General features: G+C 60.0%; 20 protein-coding genes, 1 tRNA gene and 1 pseudogene. 19 read left to right on the top strand and 3 right to left on the bottom strand.

Going from position 1 to position 19,434, the window contains the following annotated elements; translation table 11 throughout:
• Nucleotides 1-1,087: 1,087 nt before the first annotated feature.
• The gene (locus tag GDN47_RS26330) at nucleotides 1,088-1,498 is read left to right on the top strand and encodes a cupin domain-containing protein (RefSeq protein WP_152094597.1); all 411 of its coding nucleotides are present in this window, start codon (nucleotides 1,088-1,090) and stop codon (nucleotides 1,496-1,498) included.
• 89 nt (nucleotides 1,499-1,587) lie between these two features.
• Here the strand turns inward: GDN47_RS26330 and GDN47_RS26325 are convergent, their stop codons facing one another.
• Together GDN47_RS26325 and GDN47_RS26320 are read right to left on the bottom strand one after the other, a co-directional pair.
• A complete protein-coding gene (locus GDN47_RS26325) occupies nucleotides 1,588-2,676 on the bottom strand; it encodes a Fic family protein (RefSeq protein WP_152094596.1) in 1,089 nt (362 codons plus the stop codon).
• A 250-nt stretch (nucleotides 2,677-2,926) separates the two neighbouring features.
• Nucleotides 2,927-3,016: transfer RNA gene (locus GDN47_RS26320), tRNA-Ser, on the bottom strand.
• A 306-nt stretch (nucleotides 3,017-3,322) separates the two neighbouring features.
• Between GDN47_RS26320 and rplU the strand changes: the two genes are divergently transcribed.
• The 12 genes from rplU to modC all read left to right on the top strand — a co-directional run bounded on the left by rplU (nucleotide 3,323) and on the right by modC (nucleotide 12,926).
• Nucleotides 3,323-3,640 carry a 50S ribosomal protein L21 gene (gene rplU, locus GDN47_RS26315; protein WP_028753733.1) on the top strand — a complete coding sequence of 106 codons (318 nt, stop codon included), beginning with the start codon at nucleotides 3,323-3,325 and terminating at the stop codon, nucleotides 3,638-3,640.
• Nucleotides 3,641-3,672: 32 nt separating this feature from the next.
• On the top strand, nucleotides 3,673-3,942 hold the full coding sequence (gene rpmA / locus GDN47_RS26310) for a 50S ribosomal protein L27 (RefSeq protein WP_004127267.1): 270 nt from the start codon (nucleotides 3,673-3,675) through the stop codon (nucleotides 3,940-3,942).
• Nucleotides 3,943-4,070: 128 nt separating this feature from the next.
• Nucleotides 4,071-4,706 (top strand): GNAT family N-acetyltransferase, encoded by a 636-nt coding sequence (locus GDN47_RS26305; RefSeq protein WP_113352816.1) that lies wholly within the window; start codon nucleotides 4,071-4,073, stop codon nucleotides 4,704-4,706.
• On the top strand, nucleotides 4,703-5,290 hold the full coding sequence (locus GDN47_RS26300) for a GNAT family N-acetyltransferase (protein WP_113366489.1): 588 nt from the start codon (nucleotides 4,703-4,705) through the stop codon (nucleotides 5,288-5,290). Before GDN47_RS26305 ends, GDN47_RS26300 begins: the two co-directional genes overlap by 4 nt.
• 267 nt (nucleotides 5,291-5,557) lie before the next feature.
• Nucleotides 5,558-6,649, top strand: coding sequence for a GTPase ObgE (obgE, locus tag GDN47_RS26295; protein ID WP_152094595.1), 1,092 nt, complete (start codon nucleotides 5,558-5,560; stop codon nucleotides 6,647-6,649).
• Nucleotides 6,646-7,815: a glutamate 5-kinase gene (gene proB / locus GDN47_RS26290; RefSeq protein WP_152094594.1), complete on the top strand. Its 1,170-nt coding sequence runs from the start codon at nucleotides 6,646-6,648 to the stop codon at nucleotides 7,813-7,815. The genes obgE and proB overlap by 4 nt, the downstream gene beginning before the upstream one ends.
• Nucleotides 7,808-9,091, top strand: coding sequence for a glutamate-5-semialdehyde dehydrogenase (locus GDN47_RS26285; RefSeq protein WP_152094593.1), 1,284 nt, complete (start codon nucleotides 7,808-7,810; stop codon nucleotides 9,089-9,091). The genes proB and GDN47_RS26285 overlap by 8 nt, the downstream gene beginning before the upstream one ends.
• A 37-nt stretch (nucleotides 9,092-9,128) precedes the next feature.
• Nucleotides 9,129-9,710, top strand: a complete 582-nt coding sequence (locus tag GDN47_RS26280) for a nicotinate-nucleotide adenylyltransferase (protein ID WP_229002124.1) — start codon at nucleotides 9,129-9,131, stop codon at nucleotides 9,708-9,710.
• A gap of 53 nt (nucleotides 9,711-9,763) precedes the next feature.
• A complete protein-coding gene (locus tag GDN47_RS32140) occupies nucleotides 9,764-9,937 on the top strand; it encodes a hypothetical protein (RefSeq protein WP_173002574.1) in 174 nt (57 codons plus the stop codon).
• Nucleotides 9,938-10,267: 330 nt separating this feature from the next.
• Nucleotides 10,268-11,065: a molybdate ABC transporter substrate-binding protein gene (gene modA, locus GDN47_RS26275; RefSeq protein WP_152094592.1), complete on the top strand. Its 798-nt coding sequence runs from the start codon at nucleotides 10,268-10,270 to the stop codon at nucleotides 11,063-11,065.
• 89 nt (nucleotides 11,066-11,154) lie between these two features.
• Nucleotides 11,155-11,856, top strand: a complete 702-nt coding sequence (modB, locus tag GDN47_RS26270; protein ID WP_152094591.1) for a molybdate ABC transporter permease subunit — start codon at nucleotides 11,155-11,157, stop codon at nucleotides 11,854-11,856.
• Nucleotides 11,853-12,926: a molybdenum ABC transporter ATP-binding protein gene (modC, locus tag GDN47_RS26265; protein ID WP_152094590.1), complete on the top strand. Its 1,074-nt coding sequence runs from the start codon at nucleotides 11,853-11,855 to the stop codon at nucleotides 12,924-12,926. Before modB ends, modC begins: the two co-directional genes overlap by 4 nt.
• On the opposite strand, the gene GDN47_RS26260 is transcribed toward modC, so the two are convergent.
• A complete protein-coding gene (locus GDN47_RS26260) occupies nucleotides 12,927-13,310 on the bottom strand; it encodes a winged helix-turn-helix domain-containing protein (RefSeq protein WP_113333472.1) in 384 nt (127 codons plus the stop codon). It lies immediately after the preceding gene.
• A 170-nt stretch (nucleotides 13,311-13,480) separates the two neighbouring features.
• On the opposite strand from GDN47_RS26260, the gene GDN47_RS26255 reads away from it, so the two are divergent.
• The 6 genes and pseudogenes from GDN47_RS26255 to GDN47_RS26230 all read left to right on the top strand — a co-directional run bounded on the left by GDN47_RS26255 (nucleotide 13,481) and on the right by GDN47_RS26230 (nucleotide 19,404).
• A complete protein-coding gene (locus GDN47_RS26255) occupies nucleotides 13,481-13,780 on the top strand; it encodes a DUF1330 domain-containing protein (RefSeq protein WP_095433357.1) in 300 nt (99 codons plus the stop codon).
• Between the two features lie 163 nt (nucleotides 13,781-13,943).
• A pseudogene (gene rsfS, locus GDN47_RS26250) lies at nucleotides 13,944-14,386 on the top strand (ribosome silencing factor).
• 171 nt (nucleotides 14,387-14,557) lie between these two features.
• Nucleotides 14,558-15,040: a 23S rRNA (pseudouridine(1915)-N(3))-methyltransferase RlmH gene (rlmH, locus tag GDN47_RS26245; RefSeq protein WP_113352824.1), complete on the top strand. Its 483-nt coding sequence runs from the start codon at nucleotides 14,558-14,560 to the stop codon at nucleotides 15,038-15,040.
• A 187-nt stretch (nucleotides 15,041-15,227) separates the two neighbouring features.
• On the top strand, nucleotides 15,228-16,664 hold the full coding sequence (locus GDN47_RS26240; RefSeq protein WP_233790145.1) for a murein hydrolase activator EnvC family protein: 1,437 nt from the start codon (nucleotides 15,228-15,230) through the stop codon (nucleotides 16,662-16,664).
• Nucleotides 16,654-17,982, top strand: a complete 1,329-nt coding sequence (locus GDN47_RS26235; protein WP_113333468.1) for a S41 family peptidase — start codon at nucleotides 16,654-16,656, stop codon at nucleotides 17,980-17,982. Before GDN47_RS26240 ends, GDN47_RS26235 begins: the two co-directional genes overlap by 11 nt.
• Before the next feature lie 228 nt (nucleotides 17,983-18,210).
• Complete coding sequence (locus tag GDN47_RS26230; protein WP_152094588.1) at nucleotides 18,211-19,404, top strand: divergent polysaccharide deacetylase family protein; 1,194 nt, start codon at nucleotides 18,211-18,213, stop codon at nucleotides 19,402-19,404.
• The last annotated feature ends 30 nt before the right edge of the window (nucleotides 19,405-19,434 follow it).

Genomic DNA, 19,434 nt, shown 5'->3' with positions numbered 1-19,434 from the left:
AAATCTCTCTTTTTAAAAAAGAAGACCACAGAATTTGGAATCGTGCTAAGGGTGGCTCGGCTGTATTATCGTTTAGACCAACAGACCGGATGTAAATCTCGGATATGAGATTTGAATTCCTCGAATCACAAATGTCGAGATGTCCCGGATCTACACCTATGCTGCAGTCCCCCAGTGCAAAGGGCCCGGCTGAAGGCGGACCGAACGAGGGTATCGGCCGGGTCCTCTGAACCGCCGCTTTCGCAAAAAAAGCCCGATGTTAAGTCGGGCTAAGCTTGGTGGGAAAGTATCAAACTGTATCGCCTATCAAGGCTATAATGGTCTGAAATGAATGCCCTGCCCGGTGGGGCCAGGCAGGGCGGCTACGTGGCACTGTTGCGCGAGTCGGGGCCGAACTGGAGTTCAGTAACCTGCGCAGAGTTAAAGTATCACCTTGTAGTGGCTTTGTGAATAGGAGAATAGTCTCAGCATAAAGACAGTATCCCTCACATTACGGCTCGTCAGGTAGAAATATAGCTTGCATATTAATACGAGCGTTACCTCTTGTGCCACCGTCTGATAGATACATTTGGATAAAGAGAGTTTGATGGGTCGCGATAGCATTGCTTCCGAGTGCCTTGACGCGCTCGACTGGGGTCAAAGGCTTTGATCGGCGCCCATCAATTCGAAAGATCAGATTCGGCCGCCGAGCGCATCATCAGTAGCACGCCGGCGCTCCCTATTTGAGCAAGGCAGACAGGGCGCTGTATGCGGAGCATTTCCTCCCGCTCCTTTCCGCCCTTTTCACGCCGGCGCCCATCGAGCGCCTCCTACGGCCGTTATTGCTTCGAAGATGCCCCAGAAACCACCTCGAGCCTGATTGCGGTCTTCCTGCGGTGGAGCTGGGCGGCACGATCTCAAAAGTCGAAACTAAAGAGTCGAGGGCCATCCGCTCCGGCCGGCAATGCCGTATCGGCACAGCCTCTTTCATCATGGCGGATCTCGCCCAACTACAAGCCGACGATCGGAACTTGGCAGCGGCCGATTGACATTCCGTATCGTTGTGACACCGTTCCGCGTGATTGCCGACCCACCGTACCGAGGTAAAATGACAAAGCGATCGCAAGCCGTTATCACCACAGCCGACGAACGCCCGCGCGACGGATGGAACGATCCCGTCCACGGCTCCATCTCCTGGCACACACTGCTCAGCAGCGACATCACCCCCACCGACAGCATGAGCGCCGGCATAGCCGAACTAGCCCCCGGCGGCGAACTCAAGCCGCATCGCCACGACCCAGCGGAAATCTACTTCATCTTCGAAGGAACCGGCATCGTCTGGATCGACGGTCAGGAAACAACGGTCAAATCAGGCACAACCGTTTTCATCCCCGGCAGCGCCGAACATGGCATCCGCAACGAATCGTCAGCCAATTTGAAGTTCTTCTACGTCTTCCCGACGGGGTCGTTTGCCGACGTGGTTTATCGATTTCCGGAGAATCGAGACACGCCTGGCTGACTTTCAGCAGATCACCGTGATCGACAGCGGTCTGAAACAAAGGGCGAAATGGCGGAGAGGATGCCAAGAATTATCCCGGCAGATTCTCATCACTCAGATACCTTTAAAAATAGGGCAATTAGCGGCTCATTGATGTAGTAATTGTTGCGCCCACTCTGGTGTTTGCTCAAAATTCCGGCATCGGCGAGCGCATCGAGATAGCGAGCCGCCGTCTGGCGCGTAACATTCAGCTCTTTCTGCACGTAATCGATCCGCGTGTAAGGATGCCGGAATAAGTTGTTGAGCAGATCCTGCGAGTAGATTTTCGGAAATTCCGTTCGGAGTCGCTTTTTTGCTGTCGCCATCTGCTGGCGAATATTCTCGACCAGGTCCAGCGTCGTTTTAGCGGTCTCATCGACCGCTCGCAGCATGTAGATAAGCCAATCCTTCCATTCACCGGTATCGCGCACATATTGCAGCAGGCGATAATACTCACCCTTCGAGTTGTTTATGGCGCGGCTGAGATAGAGAATGGGAATTTCGAGGAGACCCACTCGTGTAAGGTAGAGAACGTTCAGGATACGCCCTATGCGGCCATTGCCATCCGGGAACGGATGAATGCTTTCGAATTGATGGTGGATCAATGCCATTTTGATAAGCGGGTCGAGCGTTGAGAGCGCATCATCATTTACGAAACGCTCAAGCCCGCTCATTGCTAGGTTAATGTCGCGCTGGTCCTGGGGAGGCACATAGACGATCTCACCCGAGTGATCGTTTCGGAGCGCTGTGCCTGGCGTCTGGCGAAAACCATCCGTGCGCCGTTTGAGAAGCTGAAACATACCGATGATAGTCGCATTCGTAATCAGACCTTCGGTTTGCCGAAGATTGTCAAAGCCGAATTTGAGGGCATCTCGATACAGAGCAACTTCTTTTGCTGCAGGAGACTCCAACCCCTCTGGAAACAGGTCCGCCTGAAACAATTCGTCCTGGGTGGTGACGATGTTTTCGATCTCCGAGCTTGCTTTTGCCTCTTGCAATGCAAGCGTGTCGATCAGAATTCCCTGATTGGGTATTGCCGCGGCTCGCCCCTTCAACTCAGCGAGTGATCTGTTCGCGGCGGCGAGTGCCTTGAAAACTTCGATGGTTTCTAAGCCATGAAGCGATGTCAGATCAGGAAGCTGATAGGACGGATTTAACATGTGCGACTCGATATGTTAAAAAAACCCTATTTCTTTAACATATCCGTCGCAATCTGTTAAATCTGCCTCTATGGTTGCCCATGCGAGTCAATCCAAGATCTGAGTTGAATGCGAGAAAGAGATTCTATGTGTTTCCGACGGGATCGTTTGCGGAGGTAGTCTATCCGTTTCCAGGGAGTTGAAGCGTTTTAGGCTATTGCGCGGCTGCCTGTTCAGTTCACTTGAAAGTGACGGGTAGCGAAAGCCAAAATGGCGGAGAGGGTGGGATTTGAACCCACGATACCCTTGCAGGTATGCCGCATTTCGAGTGCGGTGCATTCGACCACTCTGCCACCTCTCCGGTTATGCTGGTCGGCGCGTTTCTCAGCGCGGGGGCTACATAGCGACAGAAGAGAGGGATGGCAAGGGCGAATGTGAAAGCTTTATGATCCTTTTGCCTTGACAGATCAGGGGCGCTTATATATCCCGTGCGACGCAATAGGTGTGGATAAGTCCGCCCCTTGCCCGCCCTGCTTCACGCAGGGTTTCACCGGCAGAACTTTTTGAAGGCTCAAGCCTTTGGAATCCCTGCTAAGTTTCGACTGATAAAAAGACGGCCGCTCGCCCTCGAAGCGAGAGAGCCGGAACGAACATGAAAGGATAAAAAATGTTCGCAGTCATCAAGACCGGCGGTAAGCAGTACCGTGTGGCAGCCAACGACGTGCTGACCATCGAGAAGCTCGAAGTCACCGCCGGCGACACCGTAGAATTCACCGAAGTCCTCGTTATCGGCGAAGGCGCCGACGCTGCGATTGGTGCTCCCTTCGTCAAGGGCGCTTCCGTCAAGGCCGAAGTGGTCGAGCACAACCGCGGCAAGAAGGTCATCGCCTTCAAGAAGCGCCGTCGTCAGAACTCGAAGCGTTCGCGCGGCCATCGCCAGCATCACACTGTTGTCCGCATCACGGACATCGTGGCTGCCAAGTAAGTAACGGGATCAAGGTTTAAAGGAGAACTCCAATGGCACACAAAAAAGCTGGCGGTTCCTCGCGCAACGGTCGCGATTCCGAATCCAAGCGCCTTGGCGTGAAGAAGTTCGGCGGCGAAGCCGTCATCGCAGGCAACATTATCGTGCGTCAGCGCGGCACGCAGTGGCACCCGGGTTCCAACGTTGGCCTCGGCAAGGATCACACGATTTTTGCGCTTACGGCGGGCAACGTGAACTACCGTACGAAGGCCAATGGCCGCGTGTACGTGTCTGTAATGCCGAAAGCGGAAGCAGCGGAATAAGCCGGTAGCGCTCTAAAACAGCCGGCGTCTCATCGACCCGGCTGACCGCATCAGGTTCAGTCCAGAAAACAGGGGAGATGGGGCGCCATCTCCCCTTTTTCTTACCCTCAACCAAGGAGGACTGAACCATGCAAGGCGAATTGTTAAGGGAAGACCAATCGAGGTCTCCCGAAGAACGGCTGAGGCCGGAGCGGTTAAGGACCGATTGCCCTGTCTTACTGTCGGAAAGGCTCGTTCTGCGCGCGCCCCACGAAGAAGACATCGACGCCCTTGCCCATCTCGCCAACAACGCCCATGTCGCCACAATGGTATCGCGTATGCCGCACCCGTATACGACCGCCGATGCCGCCGATTTCGTGCGACGCACGAAGCTTGGCGAGATTGGCAAGTGCGTCTATGCGATTACCAAAGCCGACAACGGCGCCTTTCTCGGTTGCTGCGGGGTCGAACCCACCGGCGACCCGAACACGGTCGAGATCGGTTACTGGCTGGGCGAGCCCTATTGGAACCAGGGCTATACGACGGAAGCGGCCCATGCCCTCATCGACATGGTCTTCCGCACGCGTGAGAATGTGGCGCAAATCGATGCCCGTTGCCGGGTAACGAACGTCGCATCGAGGCGCGTCGTGCAGAAGTGCGGCTTCCAGTTCCAGGGATCCGGCCTTGCTGCGTCGCTGGCGCTCGGCAGCACCGTGCCGGTCGAATGGTACCGGCTCGACCGCAAGACCTGGATCTCGCTGCGCAGCTGGGGAGGCATGAGATGAACGCTCTCACCCTCACCCGCCGCGATACCCGGATTCTGACGCCCGGGCCAACGCCGGTCATCCAGACCGGCCGACTGACGCTGCGCCCGCACCGGCTCAGCGACGCCGATATGATTGCGGAATCGCTTTCGGATTTCGCCGTCACCCGCATGCTGGCCCGCGTTCCCGCGCCCTATGACCGGCAGGATGCGCTCGACTGGCTGGTCGAGCACACCTCCGGCCTCGGTGTCGATTGGGAGCTCGCCATCACCGAGCGGGATGATGCCCATATCGGCTGCGTCGGCATCGAGCTTCGCCACGGCCGCTGGCACCTCGGTTATTGGCTGAACCGCTTCTACTGGCGGCAAGGCATCATGACCGAAGCGGTCAAGGCTGCGCTCGAACGTTTTGCCCGCCGCATGCCCGAAGTCGCCGTTTATTCCGGCGTCTTCGCCGACAATCCGGCGTCGCTCAAGCTGCAGCAGAAGCTCGGCTTCGAGATTATCGGCTGCTCGGAGATCTACAGCTTTGCCCGCAACACCATGGTTCCGCATATCGAAACCGTGCTGAAGCCGGGCGCGCTGCGGCTCTCGCAGGCGGCCTGAGCCATGAGAATAGGCCATCGCCGGCCCGTCCGGCGATGGCCGTCATATCAATCATGCAGTTCCGCCCCTTTATGGCGCTGGAGCCGCACGATATTCTTTGACCTCAGCCCGAAGCGCCTATATCGAAGGCGACATGACGGGCAAACGGCCGCTCGATGTTTCTTTTAGATGCAGAAGGAGCGGCAGACATTGAAAAGAGCGCATAGGCTTTTGTGAATCCCATTCGATCCGAGGGGATATGCGCCGACACCGGGTGACGGACGTAAGATGAAATTTCTCGATGAAGCAAAAGTCTATATTCGCTCAGGCGACGGCGGCGCGGGCAGCGTCTCCTTCCGCCGCGAGAAATTCATCGAGTTCGGCGGCCCGGATGGCGGCGATGGCGGCCGCGGCGGCGATGTCTGGGTCGAGGCCGTCAATGGCCTGAATACACTGATCGATTTCCGCTACCAGCAGCACTTCAAGGCGAAGGTCGGCATGCATGGCATGGGCAAGAACCGCGCCGGCGCCAAGGGCGACGACGTGACGCTGAAAGTGCCCGTGGGAACGCAGATCTTCGAAGAAGACCAGGAAACGCTAATCTGCGATTTGACGGAAGAAGGCCAGCGCTTCCGGCTGGCCGCAGGTGGCAATGGTGGCTTCGGTAATGCCTATTTCAAATCCTCGGTCAATCAGGCGCCGGACTGGGCCAATCCCGGTCTTCCGGGCGAAGAAAAGACCATCTGGCTGCGGCTGAAACTCATCGCCGATGCCGGCCTCGTCGGCCTGCCGAATGCCGGAAAATCGACGTTTCTCGCAGCCGTCAGCCGTGCACGGCCGAAGATCGCCAATTATCCCTTCACGACGCTGCATCCTAATCTCGGCGTTGCCACCATCGACGGCCAGGAGTTCATTTTGGCCGATATTCCCGGCCTGATCGAAGGCGCCCATGAGGGCGTCGGCATCGGCGACCGCTTCCTCGGCCATGTCGAGCGCACGCGCGTGCTGCTGCATCTGGTCTCCGCCCAGGAAGAAAAGGTCGGCAAGGCCTACAAGACCGTGAAGCACGAGCTGGAAGCCTATGGCAACGACATCACGGACAAGCCGGAAATCGTTGCCCTCTCGCAGATCGACGTGCTGGACGAGGAAACGCTGAAGAAGAAGACGCGCGAGCTGGCGCGGGCCTGTGGCAAGACGCCCTTCCAGATTTCCGCCGCCACCGGCCGCGGCATGACGGAAGTGCTGCGCGCGCTACGCGACGTCATCGTCGAAGCCAATGCCGGCGAAGCGGACAAGCCGGCAAAAACGCCGAAGCTGCGGCATCGCGACATGCAGTCCGCCGATGATGTCGGCGTTGATGACGAGGACCATCAGGGATGACTGCCCGCAAGCCGCTCGATCGCTACCGCCGCATCGTCATCAAGATCGGCTCGGCCCTTCTCGTCGATCGCAAGACCGGCTTGAAGAAATCCTGGCTCGACGGCATGTGCGCTGATATTGCCGCACTGAAGGCCAAGGGCATCGATGTTCTGGTCGTCTCCTCGGGCGCGATCGCGCTCGGCCGCTCCGTGCTCGACCTGCCCTCCGGCGCGCTGAAGCTGGAGGAAAGCCAGGCGGCAGCGGCCGTCGGCCAGATCTCGCTGGCCCGTGCCTGGTCGGAAAGCCTGTCGCATGACGATATCGTCGCCGGCCAGATCCTGCTGACGCTCGGCGACACGGAAGAGCGCCGGCGCTATCTCAATGCGCGCGCCACCATCAACCAGCTTCTGAAGATTGGCGCCGTGCCGATCATCAACGAAAACGATACGGTCGCGACCAGCGAAATCCGCTATGGCGACAATGATCGCCTCGCCGCCCGCGTCGCCACCATGACCGGCGCCGATCTGCTGGTGCTGCTATCGGATATCGACGGGCTCTACACCGCACCGCCGCATCTCGATCCGCAGGCGAAATTCCTCGATACGATCGCGGAGATCACGCCCGAGATCGAAGCCATGGCCGGCGGTGCCGCCTCGGAGCTGTCGCGCGGCGGTATGCGCACGAAGATCGATGCGGGCAAGATTGCGACCGGCGCCGGCTGCGCCATGATTATTGCTTCCGGCAAGACCGACCGGCCACTCAATGCGATCGAGAGCGGCGCCCGCTCCTCCTGGTTCGCGCCGTCGGGAACGCCCGTCACCGCCCGCAAGACCTGGATTGCCGGGCAGCTGCAGCCGGCCGGCGAATTGCATGTCGATGATGGCGCGGTGACCGCGCTTGGCGCCGGCAAGAGCCTGCTGCCCGCCGGCGTGCGCCGCGTCGTCGGCCATTTCGGCCGGGGCGATACCGTCGCAGTCATCGGCCCCTCCGGCCGCGAGATCGCCCGCGGCCTTGTCGGCTATGATGCCGAAGAGGCCCGCCAGATCACCGGCCGCAAATCGGCGGAGATCGAGGCGATCCTCGGCTATGCCGGCCGCGCCGCCATGGTGCATCGCGACGACCTCGTCATGACGGCATCCGTCAAGGCAAAGGCCGAGAAATCGAAGAAGGATGAAGCTCATGCTTGATACTGTCGCACAAAGCCCCGACATCGACGCGCTGATGAACGATATCGGCCGCAAGGCCCGGGCTGCGTCGCGACCTCTGGCCTTCGCGTCGGCTGAAAGCAAGAACAAGGCGCTGAATGCCATGGCGGACACCATCCTGGCTCGCAAGGATCATATCCTCGCTGAAAACGCCAAGGATCTGAAAGACGTCGAAGGCACGGATATGCTCGCCTCCTTCGTCGATCGCCTGACGCTGAACGACAAGCGCGTCGCCGAAATGGCCGAAGGCATCCGCGCCATCGCCGCCCTGCCCGATCCAGTGGGTGAAGTCATCGCCGCCTGGGACCGTCCGAATGGGTTGAAGATCGAGCGCGTCCGCACGCCGCTTGGCGTCATCGGCGTCATCTTCGAAAGCCGGCCGAACGTGACGGCCGATGCCGGCGCGCTGTGCCTGAAGGCCGGCAACGCCGTGATCCTGCGCTGCGGCAGCGATTCGCGCCGCTCCTCGCAGGCGATCCATGAGTGCCTGGTCGAAGGATTGAAGGCCGCCGGCCTGCCGGAACATGCCATCCAGCTCGTGCCCGTCAGCGATCGCGCCGCCGTCGGCGCCATGCTGCGCGGCCTCGAAGGCAATATCGATGTTATCGTGCCGCGCGGCGGCAAGAGCCTCGTCGCCCGCGTGCAGACCGAGGCGCGCGTGCCGGTCTTTGCCCATCTCGAAGGCCTCTGCCACATCTATATCGATGCCTCGGCCGATCTCGACATGGCGAAATCCATCGTCGTCAACGCCAAGATGCGCCGCACGGGCATCTGCGGCGCCGCCGAAACGCTGCTGGTCGACAAGAAGGTCGCTTCCACCCACCTGAAGCCGCTGCTTGACGGACTTGCCGCGGCCGGCTGCGAAATCCGTGGCTCCGCCGATGTGCTGCAGCTCGTTCCCGGCCTCAAAGCAGCAACGGAAGAGGATTGGACGACCGAATATCTCGCGGCCATCATCTCGGTCGCGCTGGTCGACGGCATTTCCGGGGCAATCGGCCATATCGGCAAATATTCGTCGAACCATACCGAAGCCGTGATTGCCGAAGACCCTGATGTTGTCGAGCGCTTCTTCACCGAGATCGATTCGGCGATCCTACTGCACAATGCCTCAACGCAATTTGCCGATGGCGGCGAATTCGGCATGGGTGCGGAAATCGGTATCGCCACCGGCAAGATGCATGCGCGCGGGCCTGTCGGCGTCGAGCAGCTCACCTCCTTCAAATATCGCGTTCGCGGCACCGGACAGATACGGCCCTGACGTGCTGAAAGAAGAGGTTGATCAACGCTATCTGCGCATGCCCCATGCCGAGCGCGGCATGGTGGTCGGTCTTTTTGGCGGCTCGTTCAACCCGCCGCATCGCGGTCATGCGCTGGTCGCCGAGATCGCCATTCGCCGGCTTGGCCTCGATCAGCTCTGGTGGATGGTAACACCGGGCAATCCGCTAAAGAGCCGCAATCATCTGGCGCCGCTTGCCGAGCGCATCGCGCTGAGCGAGCAGATCCTCCACAATCCGCGTATCAAGGTGACAGCGTTCGAGCAGACGCTGGGCATGAGCTATACCGCCAATACGCTGGCCTATGTGAAGGCGCGCAACCGCCAGGTCCATTTCATCTGGATCATGGGCGCCGACAGTCTGAATACGTTCCATCGCTGGCAGAAATGGCAGGAAATCGCGCAAACCTTCCCGATCGCCGTCATCGACCGGCCGGGATCAACGCTCTCCTATCTCTCGGCCAAGATGGCAAAGACCTTCCATTATGCCCGCGTGGATGAAGATGACGCTCGCGTGCTCTGGAAGAAGCGTGCGCCGGCCTGGACCTTTATCCATGGACCGCGTTCGGCACTGAGCTCGACCGCCTTACGCGCCGCTCAATAATTCCGCCAAATTTTCGGGAAGCCTGAAAAATAAAAAGCCCGACGCGGGAGGAGGTGCGTCGGGCTTTTGAACCTGATCAGCAACTGGGAGGAGGAGAGTTGCTGATCCATATCGAACGGCATTGGGAGGAGGAGATCGCCGTTTCGATGAATATGTTTTACCAGATTTTACCGATTGATAAATGGGCGATTGCGCAATGCAGCAATGCATATGACGCATGGCTATGAAAATTTTCTGCCCAAAAAACGCTTCTTTTGCGAATTTCTCACCGTTTGATTTTCAGTATCGGGCTTAATTCGGCGAAAGAATGGCGCAAGATCCCACGGTTCGTAACGTTACGTCGTACTTCGTGAGCGTTCGCCAATCCGCTGGGCAAATTCAGTCATGCATTTTTGTAATGCCCAAAACCGCTTATATGCGCTGCGTCGCGGAAAATCCATAAAATTCGTAGGTTTACGCGATCATATCGCGATGTATTTTTGCAAATACATCCCTAGTCAAGCCTCGCGTGTCGTTATATCTCTCAAAATATGTCGACATCTTTGGAGAGAATTAGGATGACCACCAGCCGACGCCAATGGATCAAGCTCGCAACCGCCGCGGTATCAGCAGCATGGCTGGGCCTTTCGGTCATTCCGGCACCGGCCCTCGCCGCCGACAAGATCGTCGTCTTTGCCGCCGCCAGCATGAAGAACGCGCTCGACAACGCCGATGCCGCCTTCACCAAGGAAACCGGCAAGGAGGTCACTGTCTCCTACGCGGCGAGCGGACCGCTTGCAAAGCAGCTTGAAAATGGCGCGCCGGCCGATGTTTTCATCTCCGCCGACACGAACTGGATGGATTATGTCGCCGGCAAGAAGCTGATCAAGGACGATAGCCGCATCAACCTGCTGGGTAACAAGCTCGTTCTCGTCGCCGCCAAGGACAAGGCGAAGCCGGTCGAGATCAAACAGGGCTTCGATCTTGCTAACCTGCTTGGCGACGGCCGCTTGGCGATCGGCCAGCCGGAATCGGTACCAGCAGGCAAATACGGCAAGACGGCGCTGGAAAAGCTCGGCGTCTGGGCTTCAGTCGAAAAGAAGGTCGCTGGCGCCGAAAGCGTGCGTGCCGCCCTTGCGCTCGTTTCGCGCGGCGAAGCGCCTTACGGCATCGTCTATCAGACCGATGTCTCGGCCGATCCTGGCGTTGCCGTCGTCGGCACCTTCCCCGCCGACAGCCACCCGCCGATCGTCTACCCGATCGCCATCACCAGCAGCAGCAAGAACCCGGACGTACAAGCCTATTTCGACTTTCTGAAATCGGCTAAGGCTGTTCCATTCTTCGAGCATGAAGGCTTCACGATCCTGAAGCAGTGAGCGTCATCACCGCAGGTCAGGTATGAAAAGTTCAAGCCCTCAGGCTCACTGACTCGTGGCGAGCCTGAGATGTTTTAAGGGGCGGGTATTTGGAAGCGTTGGGTCTGAGCAGCGACGAATGGACTGCAATAGAGCTGAGCCTGCGCGTTTCCATTGTCGCCATGCTGGTCAGCCTACCCTTCGGCGTTGTCGCTGCCCTCCTGCTCGCACGCGGCCGGTTCTGGGGTAAATCGGTCCTCAATGGCGTTATCCATCTGCCGCTGATCCTGCCGCCCGTCGTCACCGGCTTCATCCTCCTGATCCTCTTCGGCCGAAAGGGCCCGATCGGATCTTTACTTGATCAATATCTCGGCCTCGTCTTCTCCTTCCGCTGGACTGGGGCAGCACTTGCCTGCGGCGTCATGGGTTTCCCGTTGATGGTCAGAAGCATCCGCCTGTCGATCGAAGCCGTCGACCGCAAGCTGGAGGAAGCCGCCGGCACGCTGGGCGCCAGCCCCATCTGGACCTTTCTGACGATCACGCTGCCCTTGATCCTGCCCGGGATCATCGCCGGCATGATCCTCTCCTTCGCCAAGGCCATGGGCGAATTCGGCGCCACCATCACCTTCGTCTCCAACATTCCCGGCGAGACCCAGACGCTGTCTTCGGCGATCTACACCTTCACGCAGGTTCCAGGCGGCGATGCCGGCGCCATGCGGCTGACCATCATCGCCATCGTCATTTCCATGGCGGCGCTGCTCGCCTCGGAATTCCTCGCCTATCTCGCAGGCCGCAGGGTGGATTTCGAATGACGCTTTCAGTCGATATCCGCCACCGCCTCGGCGCCTTTTCCCTGGAAGCCGCATTCACGTCCGATGGCGGCGTGACGGCCCTTTTCGGCCGCTCCGGCTCCGGCAAGACGTCGATCGTCCGTATCATTGCCGGCCTGACACGCCCTGATTACGGCAGCGTCAGCCTGGACGATACGGTGCTCGCGGACACCGACAGACAAATCTTCGTGCCGCGTCACCGCCGCCGCTTCGGCTATGTCTTTCAGGAAGCGCGCCTGTTTCCGCATCTATCCGTGCGGCAGAACCTCAATTACGGCCGCTGGTTCGCTCCGAGGAACGAGCGCAGCGAAAGCTTCGATGGTGTCGTCGATCTCCTCGGCATCGGCGCACTGCTCGACCGGCGCCCGGCAAAGCTCTCGGGCGGCGAAAAGCAGCGCGTCGCGATCGGGCGCGCCCTGCTCTCCTCTCCACGGCTCCTGCTGATGGACGAACCGCTGGCAGCACTCGACGAGGCCCGCAAGGCGGAAATCCTTCCCTATCTCGAGCGGCTTCGCGACGAGACCAATATACCGATCATTTATGTCAGCCATTCGATCTCCGAAGTGGCGCGCCTCGCCAACCGTGTCGTCGTCATGCGCGACGGCAAGGTCGAGGCGATCGGCGCCGCCGTCGACATCTTCAGCCAGCTCTCAGGCCCACTGGCGGAAGACCGACGCGAAGCTGGTGTGCTGCTGGAAAGCCGCGTCGAAGCGATCGACGATAACAATCATCTCACCGTCGTCGCCCTGAAGGCGGCAAGATTGATCGTGCCGGGACAGGTAGCCGCGGTCGGCAAGACGGTGCGTGTCCATATTCCCGCCCGTGACGTCATGCTGGCGACGACGCGGCCGGAGGGTCTCAGCGCCCTCAATATCCTCGGCGGCGAAGTGCTGGGAATCGGCACGGCGGCTGACGGGACGGCTGAGATCAGGGTCGATTGCGGCGGCGACATCGTCACTGCCCGCATCACGCAATTCTCAGCCGAACGGCTGGGGCTGCGCATCGGGCTGCCGGTCCATGCGGTCATCAAGACCGTGGCGCTCGAACATTAGTCAGGATTTTTTCGAAGAAGCGTCCGCCAAGCTGCGATTGGCTTCGAGCCAGTCCAGGTCATCGGCTATTGCCGCGCGCAGCGTCGTTTCCATGCCGCGGAACCGCCGCAGCAACTCCTCGCCAAACGGCGTCAGGGCGGCGCCGCCACCCTTTTGGCCGCCGCGTTGCGATTCGACGACCGGTTCGCGGAACATGTGATTAAGTTCGCTGATAAGCAGCCAGGCCCGGCGATAGGACATGTCCATGGCGCGGCCGGCGGCCGAGATCGAGCCGGTCTCCTGAATATGCTCGAGAAGCTCCATCTTGCCGCGCCCAAGCCGATCCTGCCCCGAAAAGCTGATGCGGAGAATGGGCTTCAATGATGACTGCGGAGCGTCGGTCATGGCACCTGTAACGGTTTGGTCTCAATGGTTTATAGGCGGCTTTCGCGCGCCTGTACATGCCGGGGAGAATGGACGGAAGACGGTAGCGGCCTATCTGATTTCCAATACAACGGCGCACTTCCAAACAGGAGTGCCGCGAGTTCTTCATCGTCGCACGGATGGGAAAAACAATGTCGGCTTATATCATCTCCGATGTCACGGTAAGCGATGCCGAGGCCTTCCAGATCTACCGGACCCGCGCAGCCGCCTCCATAACCCGGTATGGAGGGCATTATCTTGTCCGCGGCGGCCCGATCGAAAAGCTGGAAGGCGACTGGTCGCCGCAGGCAATCGTGATCGTCGAGTTTCCCGACATCGAGCGAGCCAGAGCCTGGTATCGCTCACCGGAATATGCCCATGCCCTTGAAGTTCGCGACCAAGCGCTCAGCCGCAACCTCATTCTTGTCGACGGAGTGACCCCGGAAAGCTGATTTTTGGCATCTGCCGCGTATGTTCACCCATATCTGGTGCAAAAGAGCCCCGTTCAGACGCAAATCCTTGTCCCGAACGGCCGAAGTTACAGGCCTGCGTCTTGAAACCTTAATGCTTTGATGCCTATCTTTATAAGGTGATCGACTCAGATCACTCACGTGCATGTTCTGTTACTCAAGGAAGGAAGAGCACTGACAACAGTACACGCCAAGGGAAGAACGCCTGTCGTTATCCCGAAGAGCTCGGAACGTGGCGCCGATGCCGCTGCCCGCGCCCTGCAAGCCGTCCTCGCAAGCCTCGAGGATTCCAAGGCCGAAAATATCGTCACCATCGACATTGCTGGCAAGTCTGCGCTGGGAGACTACATGGTCGTCGTCTCCGGCCGATCGAACCGCCATGTCCTGGCGATTGCCGACCATCTCATGACCGATCTCAAGGACGAGGGCTTCGGCAATGCCCGCGTCGAGGGTCTCGATGGCGGCGACTGGGTGTTGATCGACACCGGCGACATCATCGTTCATGTCTTCCGACCCGAGATCCGCGAGTTCTACAACATCGAAAAGATGTGGGCAGCACCCGATCTCGATGAAGGCACGCTGCACTAGCGGTGCTACCGCATTTCCGGGAAAACTGCGTAGCGGTTTTCCGCCCGGAATGCGGAAGGATCCAAGGGCGCCTTCCCGGCCCCCCTGTGCAGGTTTAGATCGCCGGAGATGAACCTCCGGCAAGAGTTTCGTTCTGTGCCGCCATGACGGCGGATTTGCGTGGGAGCGGGAATGCGGATAGGTCTTTTTGCGGTGGGACGGCTGAAAGCCGGCCCGGAAAAGGATCTTGCGGCTCGCTATCTCGACCGTTTCGCCAAGGCCGGACCAGCCATCGGCCTGGAAATGGCGCGCATGACCGAGGTTGCCGAAAGCCGCGCATCCAATAGCGAGACCCGCAAGCGTGAAGAAGCGAGCCTCTTGCAAAAGGCGCATCCCGAAGGCGGTGTCCTCATTCTTCTCGATGAGCGCGGCAAGGCGCTCGACAGTGAAGCCTTCGCCGGCATGCTCGGAACATACCGCGATCAGGGCAAGCGCGACCTGACGATCGCCATCGGCGGTGCTGACGGCCTCGACCCCGCCCTCTACGACAAGGCCGACATGACCATTTGCCTGGGCAAGCTGACCTGGCCGCACCAGCTGGTGCGCATCCTGATTGCCGAACAGCTCTACCGAGCCGTGACCATCCTCTCCGGACACCCCTACCATCGGGTGTGATTGCTCCATCCGTTTTGAAAACAGTTTGGCTTTCGCCGTTTTTGCGTTAACGAAACGCTCACACAGGCGTGTTTTGATTCCCGCCCTGAAAATGACGATGCTTCCTGGATGATCGCGGCAAATCAGCTTATTTTCGCGCGATCCGAAGGGACCAGGCCGAACCGACTGGATGAGAAAAGCCCCGCCCATGCTTTCGCGTATCGTGCTGCCAGCTTTGGCGGCAATGCTCGGCGTGGGCGCCTATATGGCAGGCCCTTTCTCCCGGGAGGACGTCGCCATCGCGCAGGAAGCGGATGCCATCGCGCCGCAAGCGCCTGACGATCGCCCTTCCGCGACGGCATCGGCACCTGCACAGGAAATCCCTGACCCGGCAGCAGACCTTGCGCGCAAGCGCGATGAGACGCGCGCGCAGCTCGATACGCTTTCCAAGACGATCAGCCTCTCGTCCGGCAAGACGAAGGAACTGGAAGACAGCATCGCCTCTCTCGACAAGAGCACCGAAAGCCTACGTCAGGCGCTGATCGACAGTGCAGCCCGTCGCAAGGACCTGGATCGCAAGATCCAACAGAGCGAGAAGACGCTGACGAACCTCGCCGTCAGGCAAGACAAGATCCGCGCCTCGCTGCACGAGCGCCGCGCGCTGCTGGCCGAGGTTCTCGGCGCGCTGGAGCGCATGGGACGCAATCCGCCGCCGGCTTTGCTGGTAACGCCGGACGATGCGCTCGCATCGGTGCGCAGCGCCATTCTTCTCGGCGCCGTCGTGCCCGGAATGCGCAAGGAGACGGACAAGCTCATCGCCGATCTGACCGATCTCAGCAAGTTGCAGGCCGATACCGCCGCCGAAAAGGCGAGCTTCACCACCACCATGACCAACAGTCTGGAGGAGGAGCGGCGTATGGATCTGCTGATTGCGGAGAATGATAAGCACAGCAAGGAAAACGCCACCCAGCTTGAGGCGGAGCGCAAGCGCGCGGAGGAGCTGGCAGGTCAGGCAACCAGCCTAGAAGGGCTCGTCGCCTCGCTGGAAAGCCAGATCGGCTCGGTGCGGGACGCTGCCGCAGCTGCCCGCGCGGAAGAGGCGCGCCGCGCGCAAATGACCGAACAGCAGCGCGAGCAGGCGAAAGCCCTCGCCGAGAGCGGTGTGCCCGATAAAAACCGCATTACGCCCGCATATGCATTTTCAGACCTAAAGAAAAAGTTGGAGCTGCCCGTGGCGGGCGATATTCTCCGCCAGTTCGGCGACGACGATGGCACCGGCCACACCGCGATGGGAATGACCGTCGCGACCGGCCCGGAAGCACTGGTCACGGCTCCCGCCGACGGCACGGTCGTCTACGCCGGCGCGTTTCGCAGCTACGGACAGATGATCATCCTGGACACGGGCGACGGCTATCACATGGTGCTGTCGGGCATGGACGCGATTAAGACGCGCCCTGGCAGATTCGTCTTCGCTGGCGAACCGCTTGCCACCATGGGCCAAAAAAGAGTCGCGAGCGCGACTGCATTGGCGCTGGAAACGGATCGGCCAACGCTTTACATTGAATTCCGAAAAGATGGAAAACCAGTCGATTCTCGGCCCTGGTGGACCTCCAAAGACACTGGAAAGGCACGCAATGATACGTAGGGCTTCTCTTGTTCTCGTCGGCGCATTGATGGGTGCGACCGCGATGGGCGTTATCTACTCGGCGGTAGCGCCGGCGGAAGCCGCTGGCACTTCCACCTATAAGGAATTGTCGATTTTCGGCGATGTCTTTGAGCGCGTGCGTGCGCAGTATGTGACCCCTCCCCAGGAAGACAAGCTCGTCGAAGCCGCCATCAACGGCATGCTGTCTTCACTGGACCCGCATTCGAGCTACATGAACGCCAAGGATGCGGAAGATATGCGCACCCAGACCAAGGGTGAGTTCGGCGGTCTCGGCATCGAAGTGACGATGGACAACGATCTCGTCAAGGTCATCACCCCGATTGACGATACGCCGGCTGCCAAGGCCGGTGTCCTTGCCGGCGACTATATCACCGCCATCGACGGCCAGTCCGTCCGCGGCCTGAAGCTGGAAGATGCCGTCGAAAAGATGCGCGGCCCGGTCAAGACGCCGATCAAGCTTACCCTGATGCGCAAGGGCGTCGACAAGCCGATCGAGCTCACCGTCATCCGTGACGTGATCGCCGTTGCCGCCGTCAAGTCGCGCGAGGAAGGTGGCGATGTCGGTTATATCCGCATCATCTCCTTCACCGAAAAGACCACGCCGGATCTCGAAGCCGCGATCGCCAAGATCAAGAAGGATATCCCGGCCGACAAGCTGAAGGGCTACGTCCTCGACCTGCGCCTCAACCCGGGCGGCCTGCTCGACCAGGCGATCAACGTTGCCGACGACGTGCTTGAGCGCGGCGAGATCGTTTCGACCCGCGGCCGCAATCCGGACGAGACCCGCCGCTTTAACGCCACCCCGGGCGATCTGACCGACGGCAAGCCGATCATCGTGCTCATCAACGGCGGTTCGGCCTCGGCTTCGGAAATCGTCGCCGGCGCGCTGCAGGATCTGCGCCGCGCCACCGTGCTCGGTACCCAGTCCTTCGGCAAGGGCTCCGTGCAGACGATCATTCCGCTCGGTGACGGCAACGGCGCCCTGCGCCTGACGACAGCGCTCTACTACACGCCGTCGGGCCGTTCGATCCAGGGCACGGGCATTACCCCCGATGTCAAGGTCGACCAGCCACTTCCCGACGATCTGAAGGGCAAGCTGACGACGGAAGGCGAATCCAGCCTGCCGGGCCACATCAAGGGCCAGAGCGAGACCGACAAGGGCTCCGGCTCTTCGGCCTACGTGCCGCCGGACCCGAAGGACGATATCCAGCTCAACTACGCACTCGACCTGCTGCGTGGCGCGAAGACCGATCCGGCCTTCCCTCCGAACCCCGAAAAGGCGGTTTCCTCAAAGTAAGGACTGGCGCCGGGCTGGAAACAGACCCGGCGCTTTCACGATGAGGGAGCGGGACGAAGTGTAGCGTTCCGGTCGTCTCCGCCGGCCTCAATTCCGTATGAATCCGACGTCTCTCAGAAACAATTTTGTTCATGTTTTAGCGCTTTGAGTGCCGCGGGCATTTTTCCGCTTCTTCGTGAGCGATATGCTCGAGGCCGATAGAGTTTTCCGCTTGGGGTGGATTGGAACTTGGGAACGGATTTGCATGCACCGTTGGGACAGAACCGCGGCCCCGGCCGCCAGCGGCGCTCCATCCCCTTTGGACGCATTCTCGGCGGCTTCTGCCTGATCGCGATCGCCGGCTTTTCTCTCTATTCGGCGCTTTTGCGCGATCAGCTGCAAAAGACCCGGCCGGTCGAGACGGCAAAGAAGGAAGATCCGGCTCCTCCAGCCGAAGCCAAGCCGACTACGACCGAGCAAACCGGACAGACCGGACTAGCCCAGGTCGATCCGCAATCCGGCGCCAATACCACACGCATCGTTACCGGCGATGGGTCGGTCGTCACCATGTTCAGCCCGAACAACCGTGATGGCAGCGGCCCGGTCCTGATCAACGCCAATCAGGTGGGCCAGGACCCGCGCATGGCGGCAACGCCGAATGACAGCCTGCTGGAAGACTCCCCCTTCGGCAAGCTGCCGATCACATCGCCGAGCGGCCTGCGACCGATGGATCAATATGCGCGGCCCTGGTCCGGCGCGCGCGGTACCCGCGTCGCTATCGTCGTCAGCGGCCTTGGATTGAGTCAGACTGGCACCCAGCGCGCCATCGAGAAGCTGCCGGAAGAAATCACGCTTGCTTTTGCCGTCAGCGGCAACAGCCTGCAGCGCTGGATGCAGGAGGCGCGGCGCGGCGGCCATGAGATCCTCATCCAGGTGCCGTTCGAGCCCTTCGACTATCCCAGCAACAATCCCGGCCCGGATACGCTACTGACCTCGTTTTCGGCTGCAAGGAACATCGATAACCTGCACAAGGCGATGGGCAAGATCACCAATTATACCGGTGTCATGAACTATCTTGGCGGCCGCTTCCTCGCCAATCCCAGTGCCATGGAACCTGTGCTGCGCGATATTGGAAAGCGCGGCCTGCTATTCCTGGATGATGGCTCTTCGGCGCAATCCAAATCCGGAATGCTCGCCAAGACACTGGAAGTGCCGCATGCTTTCGCCGATATCCAGCTCGACGGAGAACTGCAGCAGGACGCGATCCTCAAGAAACTCGATGAGCTCGAGCGTATCGCCCGCCGCAACGGTTCCGCGATCGGCGTGGCCTCGGCGTTCGACGAAAGCGTCGATGCCATCAGCAAATGGAGTGAGGAGGCCGCCATGCGCGGCATTGAAATCGTCGCCGTCTCGGCGCTTGCCGACGACCCGAAACATCCCTGACCCCTGGCCCGGTTCGCCGGGCTGATCCCT

Source organism: Martinezella dioscoreae (genome assembly GCF_009176305.1).
Lineage (GTDB): Bacteria > Pseudomonadota > Alphaproteobacteria > Rhizobiales > Rhizobiaceae > Rhizobium > Rhizobium dioscoreae.
The sequence above is the reverse complement of the archived record's forward strand: the minus strand, read 5'-3'. Positions and strand labels throughout refer to the sequence as shown.

Coding starts and splice junctions, on each gene's coding strand:
- GDN47_RS26330 (WP_152094597.1), top strand. CDS start 1,088: ATGACAAAGCGATCGCAAGCCGTTATCACCACAGCCGACGAACGCCCG.
- GDN47_RS26325 (WP_152094596.1), bottom strand. CDS start 2,676: ATGTTAAATCCGTCCTATCAGCTTCCTGATCTGACATCGCTTCATGGC.
- rplU (WP_028753733.1), top strand. CDS start 3,323: ATGTTCGCAGTCATCAAGACCGGCGGTAAGCAGTACCGTGTGGCAGCC.
- rpmA (WP_004127267.1), top strand. CDS start 3,673: ATGGCACACAAAAAAGCTGGCGGTTCCTCGCGCAACGGTCGCGATTCC.
- GDN47_RS26305 (WP_113352816.1), top strand. CDS start 4,071: ATGCAAGGCGAATTGTTAAGGGAAGACCAATCGAGGTCTCCCGAAGAA.
- GDN47_RS26300 (WP_113366489.1), top strand. CDS start 4,703: ATGAACGCTCTCACCCTCACCCGCCGCGATACCCGGATTCTGACGCCC.
- obgE (WP_152094595.1), top strand. CDS start 5,558: ATGAAATTTCTCGATGAAGCAAAAGTCTATATTCGCTCAGGCGACGGC.
- proB (WP_152094594.1), top strand. CDS start 6,646: ATGACTGCCCGCAAGCCGCTCGATCGCTACCGCCGCATCGTCATCAAG.
- GDN47_RS26285 (WP_152094593.1), top strand. CDS start 7,808: ATGCTTGATACTGTCGCACAAAGCCCCGACATCGACGCGCTGATGAAC.
- GDN47_RS26280 (WP_229002124.1), top strand. CDS start 9,129: ATGCCCCATGCCGAGCGCGGCATGGTGGTCGGTCTTTTTGGCGGCTCG.
- modA (WP_152094592.1), top strand. CDS start 10,268: ATGACCACCAGCCGACGCCAATGGATCAAGCTCGCAACCGCCGCGGTA.
- modC (WP_152094590.1), top strand. CDS start 11,853: ATGACGCTTTCAGTCGATATCCGCCACCGCCTCGGCGCCTTTTCCCTG.
- GDN47_RS26260 (WP_113333472.1), bottom strand. CDS start 13,310: ATGACCGACGCTCCGCAGTCATCATTGAAGCCCATTCTCCGCATCAGC.
- GDN47_RS26255 (WP_095433357.1), top strand. CDS start 13,481: ATGTCGGCTTATATCATCTCCGATGTCACGGTAAGCGATGCCGAGGCC.
- rlmH (WP_113352824.1), top strand. CDS start 14,558: ATGCGGATAGGTCTTTTTGCGGTGGGACGGCTGAAAGCCGGCCCGGAA.
- GDN47_RS26240 (WP_233790145.1), top strand. CDS start 15,228: ATGCTTTCGCGTATCGTGCTGCCAGCTTTGGCGGCAATGCTCGGCGTG.
- GDN47_RS26235 (WP_113333468.1), top strand. CDS start 16,654: ATGATACGTAGGGCTTCTCTTGTTCTCGTCGGCGCATTGATGGGTGCG.